The sequence below is a fragment of the Streptomyces sp. R11 genome (assembly GCF_041051905.1).
GTDB lineage: Bacteria > Actinomycetota > Actinomycetes > Streptomycetales > Streptomycetaceae > Streptomyces.
In genome coordinates, this window is the sequence record NZ_CP163432.1 from 272,768 (window position 1) to 293,434 (window position 20,667).

20 protein-coding genes are annotated in these 20,667 nt (G+C 71.6%); 5 read left to right on the plus strand and 15 right to left on the minus strand.

Annotation, left to right across the window (positions count from 1 at the left end; genetic code table 11):
- Positions 1-67 precede the first annotated feature (67 nt).
- The 4 genes from AB5J55_RS01370 (at position 68) to AB5J55_RS01385 (ending at position 4,302) form a co-directional block, all read left to right on the plus strand.
- On the plus strand, positions 68-2,437 hold the full coding sequence (locus tag AB5J55_RS01370) for a PP2C family protein-serine/threonine phosphatase (protein WP_369276048.1): 2,370 nt from the start codon (positions 68-70) through the stop codon (positions 2,435-2,437).
- 136 nt (positions 2,438-2,573) lie between these two features.
- The gene (locus AB5J55_RS01375) at positions 2,574-3,131 is read left to right on the plus strand and encodes a Dps family protein (protein ID WP_369268848.1); all 558 of its coding nucleotides are present in this window, start codon (positions 2,574-2,576) and stop codon (positions 3,129-3,131) included.
- Positions 3,132-3,189: 58 nt separating this feature from the next.
- Positions 3,190-3,657, plus strand: coding sequence for a hypothetical protein (locus AB5J55_RS01380; protein ID WP_369268849.1), 468 nt, complete (start codon positions 3,190-3,192; stop codon positions 3,655-3,657).
- Between the two features lie 111 nt (positions 3,658-3,768).
- Positions 3,769-4,302, plus strand: coding sequence for a hypothetical protein (locus AB5J55_RS01385; RefSeq protein WP_369268850.1), 534 nt, complete (start codon positions 3,769-3,771; stop codon positions 4,300-4,302).
- Between the two features lie 45 nt (positions 4,303-4,347).
- On the opposite strand, the gene AB5J55_RS01390 is transcribed toward AB5J55_RS01385, so the two are convergent.
- Together AB5J55_RS01390 and AB5J55_RS01395 are read right to left on the minus strand one after the other, a co-directional pair.
- Entirely contained in the window at positions 4,348-5,316 is a 969-nt protein-coding gene (locus tag AB5J55_RS01390) for a GAF domain-containing SpoIIE family protein phosphatase (protein ID WP_369268851.1), read from the minus strand.
- Positions 5,313-6,464, minus strand: a complete 1,152-nt coding sequence (locus AB5J55_RS01395; RefSeq protein ID WP_369268852.1) for a PAS domain-containing protein — start codon at positions 6,462-6,464, stop codon at positions 5,313-5,315. Before AB5J55_RS01395 ends, AB5J55_RS01390 begins: the two co-directional genes overlap by 4 nt.
- 217 nt (positions 6,465-6,681) lie before the next feature.
- Between AB5J55_RS01395 and AB5J55_RS01400 the strand changes: the two genes are divergently transcribed.
- Positions 6,682-7,317, plus strand: a complete 636-nt coding sequence (locus AB5J55_RS01400; RefSeq protein WP_369276049.1) for a hypothetical protein — start codon at positions 6,682-6,684, stop codon at positions 7,315-7,317.
- A gap of 7 nt (positions 7,318-7,324) precedes the next feature.
- Here the strand turns inward: AB5J55_RS01400 and AB5J55_RS01405 are convergent, their stop codons facing one another.
- The 13 genes from AB5J55_RS01405 to AB5J55_RS01465 all read right to left on the minus strand — a co-directional run bounded on the left by AB5J55_RS01405 (position 7,325) and on the right by AB5J55_RS01465 (position 20,503).
- The gene (locus tag AB5J55_RS01405) at positions 7,325-9,526 is read right to left on the minus strand and encodes a prolyl oligopeptidase family serine peptidase (protein ID WP_369268853.1); all 2,202 of its coding nucleotides are present in this window, start codon (positions 9,524-9,526) and stop codon (positions 7,325-7,327) included.
- Positions 9,523-11,307: an N-acetylglutaminylglutamine amidotransferase gene (locus AB5J55_RS01410; RefSeq protein WP_369268854.1), complete on the minus strand. Its 1,785-nt coding sequence runs from the start codon at positions 11,305-11,307 to the stop codon at positions 9,523-9,525. The genes AB5J55_RS01405 and AB5J55_RS01410 overlap by 4 nt, the downstream gene beginning before the upstream one ends.
- Before the next feature lie 165 nt (positions 11,308-11,472).
- Complete coding sequence (locus tag AB5J55_RS01415; protein ID WP_369276050.1) at positions 11,473-12,660, minus strand: glutamate--cysteine ligase; 1,188 nt, start codon at positions 12,658-12,660, stop codon at positions 11,473-11,475.
- 304 nt (positions 12,661-12,964) lie between these two features.
- A complete protein-coding gene (locus AB5J55_RS01420) occupies positions 12,965-13,186 on the minus strand; it encodes a DUF6480 family protein (RefSeq protein ID WP_369268855.1) in 222 nt (73 codons plus the stop codon).
- 47 nt (positions 13,187-13,233) lie between these two features.
- Entirely contained in the window at positions 13,234-13,656 is a 423-nt protein-coding gene (locus AB5J55_RS01425; RefSeq protein WP_369268856.1) for a CBS domain-containing protein, read from the minus strand.
- Between the two features lie 135 nt (positions 13,657-13,791).
- Complete coding sequence (locus tag AB5J55_RS01430; protein WP_369268857.1) at positions 13,792-14,187, minus strand: VOC family protein; 396 nt, start codon at positions 14,185-14,187, stop codon at positions 13,792-13,794.
- Between the two features lie 70 nt (positions 14,188-14,257).
- Positions 14,258-15,097: an oxygenase MpaB family protein gene (locus tag AB5J55_RS01435; protein WP_369268858.1), complete on the minus strand. Its 840-nt coding sequence runs from the start codon at positions 15,095-15,097 to the stop codon at positions 14,258-14,260.
- Positions 15,098-15,165: 68 nt separating this feature from the next.
- Positions 15,166-15,654, minus strand: coding sequence for an MSMEG_6728 family protein (locus AB5J55_RS01440; protein ID WP_369268859.1), 489 nt, complete (start codon positions 15,652-15,654; stop codon positions 15,166-15,168).
- A 115-nt stretch (positions 15,655-15,769) separates the two neighbouring features.
- The gene (locus AB5J55_RS01445) at positions 15,770-17,389 is read right to left on the minus strand and encodes a phytoene desaturase family protein (RefSeq protein WP_369268860.1); all 1,620 of its coding nucleotides are present in this window, start codon (positions 17,387-17,389) and stop codon (positions 15,770-15,772) included.
- Positions 17,382-17,891, minus strand: a complete 510-nt coding sequence (locus tag AB5J55_RS01450; RefSeq protein ID WP_369268861.1) for an SRPBCC family protein — start codon at positions 17,889-17,891, stop codon at positions 17,382-17,384. Before AB5J55_RS01450 ends, AB5J55_RS01445 begins: the two co-directional genes overlap by 8 nt.
- A 277-nt stretch (positions 17,892-18,168) precedes the next feature.
- Entirely contained in the window at positions 18,169-19,173 is a 1,005-nt protein-coding gene (locus tag AB5J55_RS01455; protein ID WP_369268862.1) for a BtrH N-terminal domain-containing protein, read from the minus strand.
- Positions 19,170-19,979, minus strand: coding sequence for a MerR family transcriptional regulator (locus AB5J55_RS01460; RefSeq protein ID WP_369268863.1), 810 nt, complete (start codon positions 19,977-19,979; stop codon positions 19,170-19,172). The genes AB5J55_RS01455 and AB5J55_RS01460 overlap by 4 nt, the downstream gene beginning before the upstream one ends.
- Positions 19,980-20,080: 101 nt before the next feature.
- A complete protein-coding gene (locus AB5J55_RS01465; protein ID WP_369268864.1) occupies positions 20,081-20,503 on the minus strand; it encodes a PPOX class F420-dependent oxidoreductase in 423 nt (140 codons plus the stop codon).
- Between the last annotated feature and the right edge of the window lie 164 nt (positions 20,504-20,667).

Consider the following 20,667-nt stretch of genomic DNA (forward strand, 5'->3'; position numbering starts at 1 on the left):
GCTTCCCATCGGCCGGCCCGTGCCCGCACCCGTCGCCGGCCGCGGCGACCCCACGGCTGGGGTCGACGTGGAAAGAGAGATCGGAGACGGTCGCCCCTCCCCCGTCGGCAGGCTCGCGGCGACCGTGGAACGGTTGCGACGGCAGGTGCGGGCGGCTCAGGCGGAGGCGGACGGGCGTGCCCTGACCGAGCTGGCCAAGGGCATCCTCGTCGAGCGGCTCAGGTGCGGGCCGGCGCAAGCTGCGCGACAGCTCGCCGAGCTGACCGAGCAGGCGGGCATGACACCGCTCGAGTTCGCCGTCGAGGTCATCAACCAGGCCTCGCGCGACCGGCTCTCCGAAGTGACCTCCGCGTTCCTCGCCACCACGGTGGGCGGCACCGACGCCACCGCCCCGCCGAGGAGCGACTCCTCCGCCGTACGGCTGCGGGCCGCCGAGAGCGGGGCGCTGGCCGCCCGCGACGCCCAAGCCGTGGCCGACTCCCTGATGGAGCACGCGCTGAGGCCCCTCGGCGCGGAAGCAGTGGCCATCTGGACGCTGGGCGGCGACGGGTCGCTCACTTTGGCGGGCAGCGCGGGATTCTCGCTCGCGGAGGCGGGGCGCTGGCGATATGTGCCGCCCGGTGTGGCGACCGTGGCGCGTCGTGGGCTCGGCGAGCGAACGGGCCAGTGGATCGGTTGTCTGTCGGAGACCGGGCTGCCCTCCATCGGCCGGCACCACTACCCCGACGGCGGCCGGGTCGCTGTGCCGGCGGGCACCGGCGGCCGGATCCACGGCGTACTGGAGATCGTCTGGCCCGCACCGCTCGCGCCTCAGCCGCCGCAGATCGTCCGTCAGGTCGAGGCCCTGGCCGAGCTGTGTGCGCACACCCTGGAGACGTCCGCCCCGCACCACCCCGACGGCGCCGCGCGGCCCGCAGTCCTGCCGGACGTCGCCGAGCTGATGGACCTGGCCGACGGCCTCCACGACCCGGCGCTGGTGCTCGTCCCCCGACTGGACGCCACCGGGGAACTCGTCGACTTCCACATCCACCACGTCAACAGCCGCTTCCTGGACCCGGCCGGCCGGCCGCGCAGCGTGGTCAACGGCTCCACGCTGCTGGAGGCCTACCCGATGGTCGCCGGCGAGAGCGAACTGTTCGAGCAGATCGAACGTGTCTACGCCACCGGCGAGCCGTTCCGTGCCCACCGTATGCGGCTCACCGCACTGGTCGATGAGGTCCCGCTGGCAGCGGTCGCCGACATCAACATCAGTCGGCACGGCGGCAGCGTCCTGCTCCTGTGGCGCATAGAGGACGAAACGGCGCGGCTGGCGAGCCTGCTGCAGCACGCCCAGCGCCTCGGCCGCATCGGCGGCTTCGAGGAGAACCTCCTCACCGGCGAGATCACCTGGAACGTCCAGCTCTACAGTCTCTACGGCAAGCCCTCCGCGAGCGGTCCGATCCCGTTGGAGAACCTGCCGGCCCATGCCCACCCCGACGACGCGGTCGCCATCGGCAGATTCCTGCGCACTCTGATGCACCACCGCCGTCCCGCGTCCACGGCCTTCCGGCTCCAGCGGCCGGACGGGGTTACTCGGCACATCCGTGTCGTCGCCGAGCCGGAACTCGACTCCGACGGTCGGCTGTTCGTCGTACGGGGCGCCTACCAGGACATCTCCGCCCACCACTGGACGGAGGTCGCGCTCGCCGCCACGCGTGACCAGCTTGCCCACACCGAGCAGCAGGCCATCGAACGCGCTCGCCTCACCCTTCAGTTGCAGCACGCCATCATGCCGCCGGAGCAGGCCCCGCTGGAGGCTCCCGGGCTGCGCGTGGCCGTGCGTTACCGGCCCGCGGAGACCCAGCAGCTCGTCGGCGGCGACTGGTACGACGCGGTCGTGCTGCCGTCCCGGCTGGTGCTGCTGTGCGTGGGAGACGTCGCCGGGCACGGGATCGAGGCGGCCACCACCATGGTCGTGCTGCGCAACGCGCTGCGCGGACTCGCCGTGACAGGCGCCGGACCGGCCCAGTTGCTGGCCTGGCTCAACATGGTGGCCCACCATCTGACCGGCGCCGTCACCGCCACGGCGGTCTGCGGCCTGTACGACCCCGAGCGCCGTACCCTGCGCTGGGCCAGGGCCGGCCATCTGCCGCCGGTCCTGGTGCGTGACAGCGAAGCGACGCCGCTGCCGTTGGTGAAGGGCATGCTGCTCGGTGCCGTACCCGAGGCGGTCTACCAGGAGCACGAGGTCCAACTGGCCGTCGACGACACGCTGCTGATGTACACGGACGGTCTGATCGAACGCCGTGACCGTTCCGTGGAGGAATCGCTGACCCAGCTGCTTGCGGCTGCGCGCACCGTTCCGCCCACGCTCGAACAGCAGCTGGACCGTCTGCTCACCTACAGCAAGTCCGACACTGACGACGACACCTGCATCGTGGGCGTCCGAGTGGCCTGAGCCGCGCCGACCGCCTCACCCGACCGGGCCCGGCGCGGTGGTCCGTTCAGTGGGTGAAAGCCAGATCACAGGTCTGTGGTCGCGAAAGCAGGGCACCTGAACTCCGACTTCACGCTACGGAGAAGGAGTTGCGGACATGGCAAGGGATCTCACCCCCAAGTACACGGTGCCGGGCATCGAGCGCGCTGCCGCCGGTCGGATCATCGACGTCCTCCGGCTGCGGTTGCACGCCCTCAATGACCTCCACCTGACGCTGAAGCACGTCCACTGGAACGTGGTGGGACCGCACTTCATCGCCGTGCACCAGATGGTCGACCCTCAGGTCGACCGGGTGCGCGACATGGCCGACGACGTGGCCGAGCGCATCGCCGCGCTCGGCGGAGTCGCGCAGGGCACGCCGGGCTCTCTGGTCAAGGAGCGGACCTGGGACGACTACTCGATCGGCCGTGAGGACGCCATCGCTCACCTCGGCGCTCTGGACGTGGTCTACACGGGCGTGATCGAGGACGTGCGCGCCGGGATCAAGGTCGTCGGGGAGATCGACCCGGCGACGGAGGACCTGCTCATCGAACAGCTGCGGGATCTGGAGCAGTTCCAGTGGTTCGTCCGGGCGCACCTCGAGAGTGCGGGCGGCACGCTGTCGACGGCTCGTGCCGACAGCGAGCAGGACGGCGCCAAGGCCGCCAAGGGCTGACCCGGCGGGGGCGGGCCTGCGAGAGTGACGTTCGGGTCGAGCGACGGGAGGGAACCGGGTGAACGTCCAGGAGGCCATGCAGGAGCCGGACGAGCACGTCCGCTTCGCGGTCTACGTGGACGAGCTGCGGCGGGTCTCCGACGCGGATGAGGCCGACCTGGTCGGCCTCGTTCTCACCGACGCCGACCGGTCGATGGCCCAGTCCGCCGTGCTACGGCACCTGGATCGCCGTGCCGCGGACCTCTGCCTCGAACCCTCCTACCCGGCGTGGGCGGAGACGATGAAGCACGTTGTTCTCAACCGGCCCTTCCTGACCAGGCGCCTGTGGGAGTGGTCCCTCTTGCGAGCCATCGGCCTGGAGCAGCCGTGGCACCCGGGCGACCTGCTCGCGTCCTCCGACTGGCTGCAGCTCAAGGCCGCCGCCGCGCCGAGCGGCAAGGCCATGGAGATCCTCGCCGCGAACGGCCGTACCAAGCGGATCCGCAACACGGCCAGGACCGCGCTCAGGCAGCGGAGCGAGCACTGAGAGTGCCTGGTCAGGCGGGTATTTCGCACAAACCTCCGGAACACCGGATAGGCGGTGTGAGAGTGGAAACCCGGGGCGAAGACCCTTGGAGACCTGCGGAGGGAGTACGAGATGAACCAGGTCAGGACGAGTCCGTCGGTTCTGTCGTTTCCGTTGCGGGTCGTCGGCTCCGGGCTCCGGCGTCTGCCCGGGGCTGAGCAGGTGGGCAAGGTCGCCGGCAGTGCCCTGGACCGGATCGGGGCGGTGTCTCCTCGGGGCCGCCGGATCGCGGTCTACACCGGCGCCGGAGTGCTCGGCGTGGCCGGGGTGGTGGAATGGCCCATCGCCGTCACCGGCGCGGCCGTCGCCTGGCTGACCCAGCCGCGTCCGCCACACGGCGGGCAGGAGGAGGCGGTCCAGAACGGCAGGCCGCGCCCTGCGGCCCGATCCGGCCCTGCCCCCACGGAAGCCGCCGACACCCATCCGGAGCCCCACGGTCCCGGCAACAAGCTGGCCTCCTCCCACTTCCACCAGGACCGTACTGCGGGGCCCGTGCACGACGAACCCGCCAAGGTCGGGGACCCTGCCACCGCATCCGGGCTCAAGCGGGTCGCGGAGGCCTCCGCACACGACCACGAACCTGGCTACTCCGACGAGCGTCCCTGAGGAGACCGGGCAAGGGTGACCCGGCATGCGCTGTCACCCCTGTCCTCAGTGGTGCGTCGCGTGCTGCAGGACGAGCAGTGCGATGTCGTCCGTGCGCTGCACGGTGGTGGCGGCCTTCCTCAGCAGCGTGTCGATGAGCCCGTCCAGGTCCGTGTCGTCGACGGCGGCGAGATGGCGCGCGAGCTGGGTGATGGAGTCGTCGAGGTCGGTGCCCGGGGTTTCGACGAGGCCGTCGGTGTAGAAGGCGAGCAGCATCCCGGGGGTGAGCGGGATCCCCGTAACGGGGAAGACGGCGTCGGGGTCGATGCCGAGCAGAGGCCCGGGCGGGACGGCGACGGGTCGCGTGTCCCCGTCGGGGAGGCGCAGAAGGGGTGGCGGGTGCCCGGCACTGGCAAGGGTCACGTGTGCGCGGGCGAAGTCGAGGCGGGCGTAGAGGCAGCTGGTGAACAGGTCGGGGGCGAGGTCGGTGAGGAGCCGGTTGAGCCGGTGGAGGACCTGGTCGGGGGGCGTGCCGAGGGTGGCATGGGCGTGGACACCGGTACGTACCTGACCCATCAAGGCGGCGGCTGCGACGTTGTGTCCCTGGACGTCGCCGATGACGGCTGCGGCCGCACTGTCGCCGAGCCGGATCAGATCGTAGAAGTCTCCGCCGATCTCCATGCCGCGGGTGGCGGGCAGGTAGCGGGCGGCGACGCGCAGGCCGGCGATGGTGGGCAGGCTGCGCGGGAGCAGCGCCTGCTGGAGGCCGTGGGCGAGCTCGTGTTTGATGTCGTACAGGCGGGCGCGGTCGAAGGCCTGGGCGATGAGCCCGGCGAGTGAGGTCATGACGGCGCGTTCCTCGGCGGGGAACTCGTGAGGGCCGTCGTAGGACAGGATGCACACGCCGACGGGCCTGCCGGAGACGATCAGCGGCAGGAACGCCCAGGCCTGCTTGCCGCTGATCAGCGGTGCCTCGGGGTAGTCGCGCAGCATCTCCTCCACGCTGGCGAAGAACGCGGGGATGCCGCTGCTCAAGGCCTTGCCGGGGTGAAGGCGGTGTCGAGGGGGAGGCCGTCAAGGCGCCTGATGGTGTCGGCGGCGTAGCCCCGGTGGCCGGTGATCCGCAGTCGGCCTGCGTCGGCCGTGCTCATGACCAGCCCCTGGGCACCGTAGGCGGGCATGATCTGGTCGGCGACGAGGTCCACGACATCCTGGACGCCGACGACCTCGGTCAGCGCGGCGGCGAGGTGTGTGAGTTGGTACAGCTGGCCGCCGCGGGCCGGCGTGGCGGTGCGCGTGGACCGGCGGGGCGCCGGTGAGGGCGGCGCGGGCCCACCGGTGGGAATGATGCGGACGCTGATGCCGCTCGCGTCCGGGTACAGGTGGATGTCCAGCCATTGGTCCGGCGGACGGCGCGCCGTGAACGAAACGGGTTCCCGGCTGATCAGCGCGGCGCGGTAGCCGTCCTCGTAGGTGGGGTCGTCGAGCCAGCGCAGGGATTGCCAGGGTTGTGTGCCCAGCAGCCGACCTTCCTCGCAGCCCAGCAGTTCGCAGGCACCGGAGCTGACGTAGGTGAAGCGCCCCTCCAGGTCCAGGGCGCAGCTTCCGCCGGGCAGACGCTCGACGAAGTCGGCGACGGCCGGATCGGTGATCGCGGATCGGCGATCGGCTGCGACGGTGACGACGCGCGGCTGTTCGCGGCGGGCGGGGGATCCGGTTCTCTCGGCGGCCTCCTCCAACAGCCGGGCCAGCCGTCGGCAACTGGACGTGATGTTGCCCCGCTCCCGCTGGGTCATGCAGGGCGGGCGCGTGGCGGGCCACATCAGCAGCAGGGCTCCGCGCGGCCGCACGCCGGTGACCGGTGCGGCGACCAGCGCCAACGGGTACGGAAGTACCACCGCGGTGCGCGGGTAGGAACGAACCATCTCGTCCTGGCTGCCGACCCACACCAGGCGGTCCTCACGGACGGCGTCGGCCACGGGCGCCGGGGAGGCTAGCGGAACCCTGGCCCATGGTGCGGCGAACTCGATCGGCACCCCGCACAGCACGTCCAGACACAGCAGCCGCTGGTCCGGTGCGAGCAGGTACAGCGCGCCGATGGACGCACCGGTTCGGCGCACCGTTTCTGCGAACGCGGCGTCCAGTGCACCGTCGTCCGAGGTCGGATCACCCGTACCGGTCATGCCGACTGCTCCCCTCGGGGCGCGGCACTCGGGCGCCGCACGTACCGGTGCTCGCCCATATGAGGACGCTACGCCCATGCGGAGCTCTCGGCACACGGTCCGGTGGGGGCGCCGGCAGCGGGCCCCGCGGCCGTCTGGGCCGTCCGTTTCCTGTGTCTCGTACGGGGGACTCGCCTGCTGTGGTGGCGTGCGGAGTGCGGGCGCCGGTGACTGGCGGATGAGCCGGATCCTCGGCGGAGCCGGGCGGTCGCGGCTGCGCTTCGACGGCTGGATCGCCGGTCTGGGCACGGCCTCCGGGACGCGGATCGTGCTCGGGCACTGGGAGGTGTCACCGTTCGGACGGTTCAGCGACGTGATGCTGGAGCGGGCCGACGGGGAACGGCTCCTGTTCGCGCCCACACCGGAGACGGCCGGCTTCATCAGCGGCATCTACACCTTCGACACCGTACGCATCGCCCCGGTCGACGTAAGCGTGGCCGACGGCACCTGGACCGTCACGGCGGGGCCTGTCGACCTGTGCTTCGCCACCGGTCGACGAGGGGCGCTGGGGCTCTTGCTGTGCGCCGTCCCCGGTGTTCTCGCCCGCCGTCCGGCATGGAGTGCGCTGACGGACCGGCCTGCCGGTGTGCTCCTGCCCGGCGTGCGGACACGGGGTAGCGCTGGTGCGGGCCGCCGCGAGTGGTACGGCGCACGCGATCTGCGGCCGGTCTGCGCTCTGTCGGCCGCTCTGGAGGGCCGCGACCTCGGTGAGCTGGCGCCCGTCGAACCGCCGGTGCGCTTCGGGTTCGGTTCCGTGCCGGCCAAGCCCGCGGTCACCCGGGTCACGACCACGGTGGAGGCGGGTCCCGAGTGAGGCCGGTTCACACGTGGAGGTGGCCTTCCAGCCAGTCCGCCGCAGCCCGGCGGAACAGTCGCCGGTTGTCCGCACGCAGGAAGTCGTGGCCCTCGTCGCGCAGAGTCAGCAGTTCGGCTTCGATGCCGCGTTCCTGCGCGGCGCGCACGAACTGCTGGGACTCCCCCGGCGGCACGTTGGTGTCGTGTTCGCCGTGGACGGCGAGCAGCGGGACACGCAGTGCGTCGATACGGCTCATCGGCGACAGGCTGCGCAGGAGTTCGCGGTCGCGGTCCGGGTGGCCGTACTTGTGAGCGGCCGATTCAGCGATCCAGGGCTCCGTACCGGCGAAGAAGGTGAGGAAGTCCGACATGCCGCAGACGGCGACCGCGGTGCGGAACAGATCCGGGTGCCATACGACTGAGGCGAACGTCAGATAGCCGCCGTAGGAGCGGCCCATGACGGCCAGCCTCGTCGGATCGGCGGGGCCTGCCATGACCGCGTGGGCCGCGCAGTCGGCGACGTCGTCGAACGCCGCGAAGCGCCCTGCGCCCAGGTCGGCGTCGACGAACGACCGGCCGTGCCCCAGGGAGCCGCGGACGTCGGGGGCGAAGATGTCCAGGCCACGCCCGACCAGCTCGTGGTAGAGCGGGCTGAACACCGGCCGTTCCTGTTCCTCGGGACCGCCGTGCAGGTGGATCACACAGGGCGCCGGTTCGTCCCGGGCACGGCCCGGCGCCCGGTAGTACCAGCCGCTCAGGGGCAGCCCGTCCCTCGCCGTGAGACGCAAGGGGACGGGGCGTACCGGTGGACGGCCCGGCGGGACGGCGTCCTCGTCCTGGGAGGACCAGGGAGTGCGCAGCATGGACACGCCCTCGTGGGCCCGCCAGAGGCCCGGTCGGCGCTGTGATCCGGACAGCGCGAGCAGCAGGCCCCCGGCGCCGGCGGCCGTCACCCGTGTGGCGACCTCGTGGGGCAGGGGCAAGGGCCGTGCCGGGCCCGTGTCGTCCGGGGGCTGTCGGGTCGGGTGGGTCTCGACGAGTTCCAGCTCGCTCGCGCCCTGGACGTTCCACGCCAGCGCGGCCGTGCGGCCGTCGTGCGCCAGTGTCAGGAGTTCGAGGTCGACGCCCTCGCGTTCGGTCACCAGGGACACACCGCGCGGGCCGCCGTCGGCGTCCAGCGCGACCGCGAGGAGCGCGGCGTACTCCCGATCGGCGTTGCTGCGCAGCCACAGGGTCCGGCCGTCGGGAGAGAACCGGCCGATCCAAGGGTCGCCGTCGGCGACCGGCATGGCGAAGGTGCTCTCCGAGTCGGCGGTGCGTCGGACCACCGCCTCCCTGCGTCCGCGCGGTCCGCGGCGCAGCAGCGCGAGGCTGCCGTCGCGGCTGAGGTCGCACACGCGGAGGGAGGCGGCGTGGGTCTCCGTGGTGAGCAGGGCGGGGGAAACCAGACCGTCGGGATCGATCAGGTAGACGGACAGGCCGCCGTCGGGACGTACCGTCGGCGCCGCCGGGGCCCAGGCGTCGGTCGGCGTTCCGCTCGGCTCCTCCCCCACTGCCCCGTCGTACGCGGCCGGGCCCAGGAGTGTCGCGCGACCGCCGCGGTCCGCCCAGTCGGCGGGGCGGCCGTCGGCAAGGTCCGGTGCCGTCGCGACGTGCCCTGTGGTGATCCCGTACTGCGGGGCGGCCGGGGCCGCGAACGTGACGGCGACGGACGAGCCGTCGTGGGCCCAGCAGCCCAGATAGGCGGAACTGGCCGGGTCGGCCCCTGCCAAAAGGCGTCGGCCGGTGCCGTCGGGCCGCACGCACAGGACCCGGGTGTGCTCACCGCCGCCCGGCGCGGTGGTGTACGCGATCCACTGTCCGTTCGGCGACCACAACACCTCTTTCACGGGGTCCGGCGAGGAGTCGAGCAGCCGCACGTCGTCACTGTCGACGGAGCCGGACCACAGCTGGGGGACGCCACCCCGGTCGCAGATGAAGGCCACCTCGGTGCCGTCGGCGTTGGCCGAGGGATACCAGCAGCCGTGGGCGCGCAGCCGGGTCACGGCGTCTCGGGGCCCGCCCGCCTCGGGCAACGGCACCGGGGCCGGAGCGGCGGCGCGGGCGGTACCGCGCGCGTCCCCCGTCCGGCTGTCCGGGGGCTGCACGGTGACCGACGTGAGTGGCCCGGGACGCGCGAACACAGGCGCCGGGCCGTGCGCCACCCGCATGCCCCCGTCGTCGGTCACTTGATTCCGTGGGTCTGCAGCCATATCTCCAGCAAAGCTATCTGCCACAGGGCGTTCGCACCCCGGTTGGTCCGGTGCTCGTCGGGCGCCGCGAGGAGCTCGGTCACGTACGACTCCTGGAACAGGCCGCGTTGTTTCGCCTCCGGTGCCTCGAGCGCTTCACGTACGCGCTCCAGGACCGGTCCCGCCATGTGGCGGATGGCCGGCACGGGGAAGTAGCCCTTGGGCCGGTCGACGACCTCGCGGGGCAGGAGCTTGCGGCCCGCCTCCTTCAGCACGCCCTTGCCGCCGTCGGCCAGTTTCAGCTCCGGCGGACAGGCCGCCGCCAACTCGACCAGCTCGTGGTCGAGGAATGGAACCCGTGCCTCCAGGCCCCAGGCCATGGTCATGTTGTCGACCCGCTTGACGGGGTCGTCGACGAGCATGACGTGCGTGTCCAGCCGAAGTGCCGCATCAAGCGCGGTCTCGGCCCCCGGTACCGCCATGTGCCTGCGGACGAAGCCGCCCGATACGTCGTCGCGCGGCAGCATGTCCGGCCGCAGGACCCTGGCGAGGTCGGCATGCGGTCGATCGAAGTACGTCGCGGCGTACCGCTCCGGTTCGTCCTCGCGGGAAACCTCCGCCAGCTGGGGGTACCAGTGGTAGCCGGCGAAGACCTCGTCGGCCCCCTGGCCGCTCTGAACGACCTTGACCTCCTTGGACACCTGCTCGGACAGCAGGTAGAAGGCGACCACGTCGTGGCTGATCATCGGCTCGCTCATCGCGGCGACCGCGCCGTCCAGAGCCATCGACACCCGGTCGGAGGGGACCATCAGCTGTCGGTGGTCGGTGGCGAACTCGCGGGCGATCAGGTCCGAGTACCGGAACTCGTCGCCCTTCTCGCCGCCCTCCGTCTCGAAGCCGACGCTGAACGTCATCAGGTCGTGCCGGCCCTCGTCGGCCAGCAACGCGACGATCAGGCTGGAGTCGAGGCCGCCGGAGAGCAGGACACCGACCTCCACGTCGGACACCATCCTGCGGCGCACGGCCGTGCGGAGCGCGTCCAGCACCGCGTCGCGCCATTCGTCGGTGCCCATGCCGGCGTACTCGGGCCGGCGCGTGTACGACGGCTGCCAGTAGCAGTGATCCCGATGTGTGCCGTCCGGTTCGACGATCCGCACGGTGGCGGGCGGGAGCTTCTGCACCCCGTTGAGGACGGTGCGCGGCGCCGCGACGGTGGCGTGCCAGCTCAGGTACTGGTGGACGGCGACCGGATCGAGCGAGGTGTCCACGTCTCCGGCGGCGAGGAGGGCGGGCAGCGTCGAGGCGAATCGCAGCCGCTCCGGTGTCCGCGCCAGGTACAGGGGCTTGATTCCGAGCCGGTCCCGGGCGAGGACGACACGGCCGGTCCGGTGCTCGACGAGCGCGAACGCGAACATGCCGAGGAAGTGCTCGACGCAGGCGGTGCCCCACTGCTGGTAGGCCTTGAGTACGACCTCCGTGTCCGACGTCGACTCGAATCGGTGCCCGAGGCTGCGCAGCTCTTCGCGCAGCTCCGGATGGTTGTACACGCAGCCGTTGAAGACGCCGGTGACCTCCCCACGGGCATCGGTCATGGGCTGCGCTCCGCGGTCCGAGAGATCGATGATCTTCAGTCGCCGGTGTCCCAGCGCGACCGGGCCCCGCGCCCAGGTGCCCTGTCCGTCGGGCCCCCGGGCAGCGAGCCGGTCAGCCATGCGTTCGACGGCCGCCAGGTCGGCTCGCCGGCCGTCGAAGCGAACCTCACCGGTCAGACCGCACATGACGCCCCGCCTCCCTTCCTCGCGTCGACGTGGGCGCGCCTGCACGGTGGTGCCGGTGCGCGGACGCCGGTCAGGAGGGCCTGGGTGGTGGTGCGAGACATCACGAGACCTTTCTGCGCGGGGAAGGGAACTTCGCCGACGGCCGCCGGGGCGGCCACGGGCACCTCAGCTGCCGATGCCGTCCGGTGACCCGGGAACGACGGAGGAGGGCGGTCCGCCCAGGACGACGGCACGGGCGAGACTGCGGTCGAACGATGGGGACCTGCGCCGTCCGTGTTCGCCGCGGGTCTCGGCGATCAGCATGTCGACACAGCCCAGCAGGTCCTCGTCCTGTGCCGCACGGCGCATACGCCGGGCAGCGCTTCCGTTCGCGAGGGCCTCCTCGGTGAGCTCCCGGACGGTATGCCAGTCCCCGTGGGCTTCCAGCGCGGGCCGCAGCCGGACGAGCAGCTTCCGCACCACCGCGGGCGCGGGTGCCTCCTCGTGGGTCTCGGGGTCCACCAGCATCCCTTCGAGCCCCGATCGGGCGGCACGCCATGACGCGCCCCGCAGCCACTCGTGCCGCCCCGCGCACCCGGGGGCATCGCGTCGGCCGAGGCGTTCGCGGGCCTCGGTCACCAGGGCACGGAAGAGACCGGCGATGAGCACGACGGTCTCCGGGCGCGGGCAGGCATCACATATGCGCAGTTCCAGCGTGGGCAGATGGGCCGAGGGGCGAACGTCGTAGTAGATCATCCCCGCGTCGCTGACGATCCCGGCTCGTACGAAGTCCTCCATGGTCGCGTCGTACGCGGCCGCGTCCGGGAAGCAGCCGACCGGCCCCGCGGTGGGCCAGCGCTGCCACAGCATGGTGCGCCAGCTCGCGTACCCCGTGTCGGCCCCCTGCCAGAACGGTGAACTCGCGGAGAGGGCCAGGAGTACCGGCAGCCAGGGCGAGACCTCGCACATGGTCCGTACGGCGGTGTCGCGGTCGGGTACGTCCACGTGAACCTGGGCGCCGCAGATGAGCTGCTCGTCGGCGACCTTGCGGTACTCCTCGGTCATGTGGCGGTAGCGTGCCCCGGCTGTGGTGTGGGCCGCGGCCGCGGGCGCCAGCGGGGCCGTGCCGGCGGCCACCACGGCCAGGCCCAATGAGGAGGCTGCCGCGTCGAGCCTCCGTCGCATGCCGGTGAGGTCGGCGTAGAGATCGTGCAGGGACGTGTGTACCGAGCTGTTGGACTCCACGGTGCATTGATGCAGTTCGGTGGTGTAGGTCCGTCCGGGAAGCCGTCTCAGGATCGCGTCGGCTCGCGGCACGAGCAGTCCGCTCTCCACCTCCAGGACGTGAAACTCTTCCTCCACTCCGATGCGCATGCTCACGTTCACTCCTGAATCCCGGCACCTGCCGCAAGGGAGGGGGTGACCCGACCCCGAGCGGTGGGGCGGCTTGTGGTGTGCTCTGAGTTCCCAGTCCCCGCGGACGTAAGCCTGCCGCCTGCACGTTTGAGATGCGGTTCGCACATGCGTGCGTACGCGAGGGAATCCGTGGAGACCGTCTGCGGGCTGTCCCTCGGCGGCGGTGCCACCGCGGAAGCGAGGCGCGGCCCCGGTGGCACCGCACCGATCCCCGGCCCTGGTCCCGCCGCCGATGCGACGCTTGCCCGCTGACACCACGCGATCAGAGAGCCACCACCATCGCGATCAGCCCGATCGCCACCAGCGCCACGACCAGCATGATCAGGACGATCGGCATGGGGCCCCAGCCCCTGCGCAGCTCAGACTGCGGATAGGAGATGGCGGACGTGGTATCCGCCTCGGCGGGCGGGGTCTCACCGGGTGGTACGCCGCGGCCGGGTTCGCGGCCTGGATTTCGTGTCTGCTCGGGTTCAGGGTTCGTCATGGCGCGCCCTCCTCTCGGTCACAGGCAGGCCATGGGACGTTGCAGGTTCACTGATTGGGGCGCGCAGCGCTGATGTCGCCGAGAGCCGAGCCGGGATCACGCTCGATGGCCAGGTCGGCGATGGCGACGATGCCCACCGGGTGACTTTCCCGGTCGACGACAGGTACCCGCCGGACGGAATGCTCGCGCATCACCTGCACCGCGAGAATCAGGTCGTCGTCGGGCCCGACCGTGACGAGATCCTCGCTGCACGCCTGGGCCACGGTCGTACGGTCCGGGTCGCCGCCCTCGGCCACCGCGCGTACCACCAGGTCACGGTCGCTGACCAGCCCGCGCAGCCGCCCGCCCTCGGTGACCAGTACGGCGCCGATGTCCTCGTCGCGCATCATCCGGGCCACCGCCTGCACCGAGGCCTGCGGTTCAACGGTCATCAGGTCGGTCGTCATGACGTCGCGGACATGCTGAGTCATGGGAACGTGCCTCCGCGAAGTCGGGGCGGTGCCGTTCACCGCCGTGCAGCGACCGAGTACCCGCGGACGGCCCCGCCTCCCACGATCGTGCCGGCCCTCATCAGCCACCGCGGACGCGCCGCGTGCCCCGGCCTGTCAGGCTGCGTGCGGGCCGGTGCGGACAAAGAGGCAGAACGGGTGCCCCGCCGGGTCGCACAGGACGCGTACGTCGGCCTGGGGCTGGAAGTCCGCCAGGGTCGCCCCCAGCGCGACGGCGTGATCGACAGCGGACGCCAGGTCGGTCACCTCGAGGTCCAGATGCATCATCATCTGCTGGTCGGAGCGGGTGGCAGGCCACTGCGGTGCGGTGAAGAGCGGCTCTGTCTGAAACGACAGCCCGGCCCCGCCGTCGGGGGACGTGATCTCGACCCAGCCCTGTTCTTCCTTCCGCACCTGCCACCCGAGCAGGTCCTGGTAGAACTGCGCGAGTTCGCGAGCGTTGGGGGCATCAAGGGTGGTCGCGGCCAGCGTGAAACGCGGTTGAGGCTTCATCCGGTGCTCCTGCCCGTCTTCGCCGACGAGCTGCCGAACTGACGTGGGTTCGGTCCGGCGAAGGCACCCATCAGCGGTTCATGGCCCAGCGGATGGTCCGGGTCAGAACCTGGCCGGTGGGGCGTACGGCAAGGTCCTCCACGACCGGGACCCGGGGCAGCCACAACATGCCGCGGGCCCAGGGCGGAAGCAGGGCGACGGCGTTCGCGGCAAGTCCGCCGTAGAAGGGGCGTACGGCGAGGGGCAGCGGGGGCTGGAAGAGCAGGAAGCGAGCGGTTGCGCGCGCCTCGGGGCCGGCCCGAAGTTCGGGCCGGTAGGCGGACAGCCGCTCGGCGAGTTCGCGGCGGTCGCGCGGCGGCTCGATGACCCCCAGTGCCTCGGCGACTCGCGCGGTGTCGGCCACGTAGGCGTCGTAGGCGGCGGCGTCCAGCCGGTGTGCTCCGTAGCGTTCGTGGGCGCGCAGGAAGCTGTCCGCCTCGGCGGCATGCACCCAGCCGAGCAGATGCGGATCAGCCGCGTGGTACGGCACGCCCTCGGCCGTCGTCCCGCGGATGCGTTCGTGGATGCCGCGGACGTGGTCGACGGCCCGCTGGGCATCCTCGGCGGTGCCGTAGGTCGTCACCGCCAGGAAGGCGCTGGTGCGCTGCAGTCGGCCCCACGGGTCGCCGCGATATCCGGAGTGCCCCGCCACTGCCGCCATGGCGAGCGGATGCAGGGACTGCAGCAGCAGTGCGCTCAGTCCGCCGATGAACATCGAGGCGTCGCCGTGGACCGTGCGGATCGGGCGATCCGGGCCGAACCAGCGCGGGCCGGGGGTGTCGTGGATACGGGCACGCGTCGCCGGGCCGTCGGGGCCCGCGACCCGGCGGAACAGGGCCTGGCCCAGTTGGTCACGGACTGAGGTCAGCACGGTCGGCCTCCCCTCTTCTGCTACCCAGTGTCCGCGATGCCGACCCGAACCGGTCATGGCCGTGGGCGTCACCTGCCGGTGGGCACGTACCGGGGTTCACGGTCCGATGCCGGCCACACGTAGGGCAGATCGTCGGGGACGCCCGGAAACAGGCCGCCGTACACGTCGCGGTCCTTGCGGACCAGCGCCGAACGGTGACTCTCGTGGAACGCCTCCTCTCCGAGCCAGGGCGGCAGCTCACCGGCAGCCGCCAACTCCCCCTGGTCGCGCACTGCGGCGCCCGGCCGGTGCGCGGCCAGTCCGGCGACCAGGGAGGCTGCGCAGCTGTCCTGATGTCCCTGCTCCCGCCAGACCCGGCAGATCTCCAGGCCGTACCGGACGAGGGCTTCCTCGTACCCGGTCCACATCCGTACAGCCGGGTGCCGGCGCCACCCGTAGCCGGGGACGGTCAGACCGCGCAGGACCTGAAGTGCCTCGACCCGCTGCTTGCCCAGCCGACGCCGGTCCAGGAGCTGGGCGGTCTGCCGGAAGTCCGGGTGGGGCAGAAACGTCTGCATCAGTCACCGGTCCGCTTCCCGCGCAGTGCGGACGGCTTGCGCACCGCAGACCTGCCGGACCGGGCGCTGCGCACCTCGTTCTTGGTCATCGCAGTTCCTCGTGCAGCGGGGGTCGTCAGCGTACGGTTCCGGTGCGGTCGCGTCGGCTCAGGAGGCGTTGGGCGCGCGCGAGGCCGGGTGGCCGGTGGCGGTGCAGGGCGGCACGGGCGGCGTTGGCTCCTGGAGCGCCGTGCACACCGCCGCCCGGGTGGGCACCGGCGGAGGCCAGGAAGAGGCCTGGGACGGGGGTCTCGGGGCGTCCGGTGCCGGGCACGGGGCGGAAGACGAGCTGCTGGTGGATCGCGGTCGTGCCGCCGTTGATGGCTCCGCCGCACAGATTGGCGTCGAGTGCCTCCAGGGTCGGGGGTGCCAGGATGCGGCGGGCGCGGATCAGCGAGCGGAAGCCGGGCGCGAAGCGTTCCACCTGGCGTTCGACCCGGTCGGCCATGAGTTCCTGGTCCTTGGTGTCCCAGCGGCCGGTGATGCCCTCGTCGGCGGCGTCGGCGGCGATCTCGCGGGACACGTGGGTGTAGGCCCAGGCCGATTCGGTGCCCAGCGGGGAGCGGGTGGCGTCGGCGGTGGTCATCTGGCCGAACAGCACGAAGGGACGGTCCGGGACTTGCCGCATCGCGATCTGCGCGGTGAAGCGGGTGAGTTCGTCCAAGCCGTCGGCGAGGTGGACGGTGCCTGCCCGGGACGCCTGCTCCGCCTCCCAGGGCACCGGGCCGTCGAGCGCCCAGTCCACCTTGAAGGTGGCGAAGTCCCACTGGAAGCGACGCAGGTCGTCCAGGAGCTGCTCGGGCACATGCTCGGGTTCGAGGAGATCGCCGTACAGGGCGGGAACCGACACGTCGGCCAGTACCGCCCGGCGTGCCTGTACCGCGTCGCCGACCGCCGTACGCACGCCGACGGCCCGCCCGCCGCGCACGACGATCCGCTCGACCCGCTGCCCGCAGCGCACCCGCCCGCCCCGGGCCTTCAGGCGCATGGTCAGAGCCTGGGTCAGGGCGCCCGAGCCGCCGGCGGGGGTGGGGAAGCCGTACGTCTGTCCGAGCATGGCCATCAGCCAGCCGAAGCCGCCGCTGCCGGCCGACTCCGGGGCGAGGTCGGCATGCAGGGCGTTGCCGGCCAGCAGCAGCCGGCCTCCCTGACCGTCGAACTCCTCCTCCCCCAGGCGGCGCACCGGCAGTACCAGGGAGCGTGCCATGCGCAGCCCGCCCGCGGCCCGCAGCCGCAGCGCCAGCCGCGCCGCGGAGCGGACGGGCGGGAACGGGGTGAACAGGGAGTTCAGCAGCTCGGGGTTCAGACGCTGCCACACGCCGTGCAGCCGCTCCCACGCGGCTCCGTCGCCCGGTGCGAAGGCCTCGAGGGACGCGGCAGTGGTGTGGACGTCCCGGTCCAGTACGGCGCAGCTGCCGTCGGTGAGGGGATGTGCCAGCACACTGGGCGCGTGGCTCCACCGCAGCCCGTAGTCCTGCAGACGCAGGGCGGTCAGGACCGGCGAGGCGGCTGCCAGCGGGTAGAAGGAGCTGAAGATGTCGTTGACGAAGTCGGGGTCCACGCCGCGGTCGTGACGGACGGCGCCGCCCGGCTCCGGCTGCTCCTCCAGCACCTCGACGCTCCACCCGGCGTCCGCCAGCACGTTGGCGGCCACCAAACCGTTGGGTCCGGCGCCGATCACCACGGCGTCAGGCACGGCCGGCTCCGTCCGTGTCCGGCACCGCCGCCGCGGCCGGCGCCCTCTGCGGGGCGCGGCGGGCGTCTTGCGCCTCGCTCTCGCAGAGCCGGGCGAGGCGGGCGAGCATGGCCCGGTGGCGCAGTTGGATCAGCGCCTCGAAGCCCAGGTTGTGCAGTCGACCGCCCGCTCCCTGGAGGGGGTGCTCGTCCACCAGCACCAGGCACTTTTCGCCCCACGGCCGCAGCTCGATCGCGATACGTGCCGTGCCCAGCACACCGGCGTAAGCCTCCAGCTCCATGGCCACGCCTTGCTCGCAGCGGCGGACAATCGTCTCGTTGAACAGCCGGGCGGGGCCGAGCCGCACCTCGTAGCGGATCGCCGCGTCGGTGTCGGGCCACCGCCCGCGAAGCGGCTCGGACCGCGAGGTCCCCACCACCCACTCCGCATACCGGCTGCCGTCGGCGAGTACGGCCCATACGGCACTCGGCCCGGCGTGGATCAGACGATGGCGAACGGCCATGGAGACCTCCAGGGTGCCTCGACCGGATTGCCCGTCGGCCACGCCCGAGTGCCCGCGCATCACGGGTCGAACCGGTTCCATCGACCTCAATCAGGAGCAGTCGCCCTGCCGGGGCCGGCAGCGGGTTCTCGGCCGGCTCGCGCGCCGCCTGGACCAGGTTGGAGGCCATCGCCCGGCCGGTCGAGGCCGACCAGTCGCCCACTTCCCCCTTCCCCCGGGGCCCACTGCCACGCCGAACAGGCCGCGCATCCGTTCACTCCCCCGTACCAACCCCCAGTCATCCTCCGCCCGCGGTCGGCACGGTCAGGCAGCTCAGGGACTGCATGGCCTCGCGCTCGATGCACGAGAGATCGTGCAGGACGGTCCCTGCGTGGGCGAGGCACTGTGCGTCGCCGGACTCACCGGCCTTCGCAATCAGCGCCGCGGCCTCCGTCCACAGCGTGGCCGCCTCGGTGTACAGCCTGAGTCCGGCGCGCAGGTGACCGCTGTCGAGCAGGTCGGTGCATTCGGCGAGGAAGTCGCGGTAGAGGTTGCGGAAGAGTGCGCCGCCGGTGCCGGCCCGCTCCATCAAGAGGGCCGCTTGTGCCAGGTCCCGTCGCGGGGCGTCGGTGCGGTGGAGCCATGTGCGTACGAGCTTGCCGGCCTTCTCGATGCCACGGTGGCCCAGGTTGGCGATGGGCGGGTGGAGGAAGGCGTCGGCGCAGGCCGTGATGGCCGCTGTGATCCGGACCTGAGGAGAGGGCAGGTCCCTCGGGGCGGTGAGGGTGAAAGACCGGTGCTTGGCGGTCATCGGGCCGCGCGCGGCTCTTGCCTGCGCGAGGCTGGTCAGGCTCGTGGTCACCGCTCCGCCTTGCTGGTCGGTGTCCACCAGGTAGGCGTCGTGGTCGTCGTAGCCGTACATGGCGACGACATGCCCGCCGAAGTGCACCTTCGACCCGAAGTAGTCCAGATGGCAGCTGTCGAGCTGCAGTCCGACGGGGTGGCCGGCGTCAAGGGGGGCTGCCACGTTCTCCCATGCCCTGCGGGGGGAGGTGGTCTCCCGTACCACGAGCTCCAGACCGAGTCTCGCGGCGAGGTTCCTGGTGAGGTCGAAGGGCTTTACCCGTCCGCCCAGGAAAGGGAAGGTCATCTTCTTGCTGTCCCAGTAGACGAAGGACAGACCCGAGCCGAGGCCGAAGAGCATGGGCTCGGACAGAACGAGCCCTTGGTGGCGCAGCAGCACTCCCAGAGCTGTCGTCTCGCAGTGCTGCATACCGCGAGCATCGATGTCCAGCATTGTCATACCGCGCTCTCCTGGATCGGGATGACCAGACGGGTCAGCAGCTCTTCCGGCGGCGCCTCGGCCGGCCCGACGAGGTAGGCCTCGCGTACGGGTGCCTGCGGGCGCAGCCCGCGCTCGTGGATGGCGGCGAAGAGCGCGTTGTAGGCCAAGGGCAGCTGCGCGTACGGTCCGACGTGCACGGTCTCGGCCACGGGTCCGCCGGACAACACCTCGAAGTCCGCAACGACTGCCGTCACTTCCCCCGGCGGCATCTGCACTCCCACGGCGATCTCCATGGGCTCTTGCAGATCCAGCGGGTACAGGGCCCACAGCGGCGGCTCCCAGGCGATCCCGGCCCGGCCGATCCCGGGCAGCAGCCGAGCCACACACTCAGCGACCTTGTCCCCTATCTGCGCCGGGGTGCAGACCGCTCGCACGACTGCCAGGCGCCGCTCCGGTTCCTGCCTCATCGTCACCTCGTAGCCGGGCAGGCCCCGTTCCGCCAGCCGCTCCAGCATCTTCAGCCGTGCCTGGTCCTTGCTGATCCGTTCGGCCAGCCGGTCCCGTTCGGCGCGCAGGATCTGTGCCCTGGGCTCGGGTTCGGCGGCCAGGGCCCTGGCGATCACGGCCAGCGGGACATCCATGTCACGGAGCAGGGCGACGGTCAGGGCATCGCGTGCCTGTTCGGGCGCGTAATAGCGATAGCCGGAGCCGGCGTCCACGTGGACCGGGGCCAACAGCCCCGTCTCGTCGTAGTGGCGCAGCTGCTTGACACTGAGCCGGCACAGGCGGGCGAAGCGCCCGATGGTGAGAAGTTCGTCCCGCACGCCATCATGGTGGACCCTCCCACGGTGGGAGAGTCCACCCCTTCGGGCTACGGCCCGGGGCAGGGCGCCTTGGGGGGGCCGCCTTTCTCTGCGCGCGGTTGTCAGCCGGAGGCCTGATCGCTGTCCTTCATCGCGCCCCAGCCGTGCCAGCGGTCGATCTCGATCCAGGCGCTCACACGGGGCCGGACGCGGTCGGGATAGGGCTTGCCGATGTAGTGCGTGGCGATGCGGTCGATGTCCTTCAGGCCCTCGTCGTCGTGCGTCTCGACCACGCGGCCGATCAGGGTGACGTGCGTGTACCAGTCGTCGCCGTCGAGAACGGTGAGAGTCACGCGCGGGTCGCGGCGCAGGTGCCTCAGGCGGACACGGCCCGCGTCGAGGCTGATCAGGACGCGGCCGTCATCCCACACGTACCACGTGGGAGTGGACACCGGTGTGCCGTCCGAACGCAGGGTCGCCATCACGCACGGGTTGGCTCGGCGCAGCAACTCCACGGCCTCCGAGGGCAGCGGCGGCTTGGACATCTGGTGCTCCTTGGGTCGTTCGGGAGGGACCATCTCTTTGATCAATCGGGTGCCCTTTCCCGGCGATGCTCACGCCGGACCGGGGCCATCTGCAGCGAAGGCGCTGTGCCAGCGACCTTCGATGCGCATCGGTGCCCATCGGCGTGTGGAAGCGGGCCGGACCA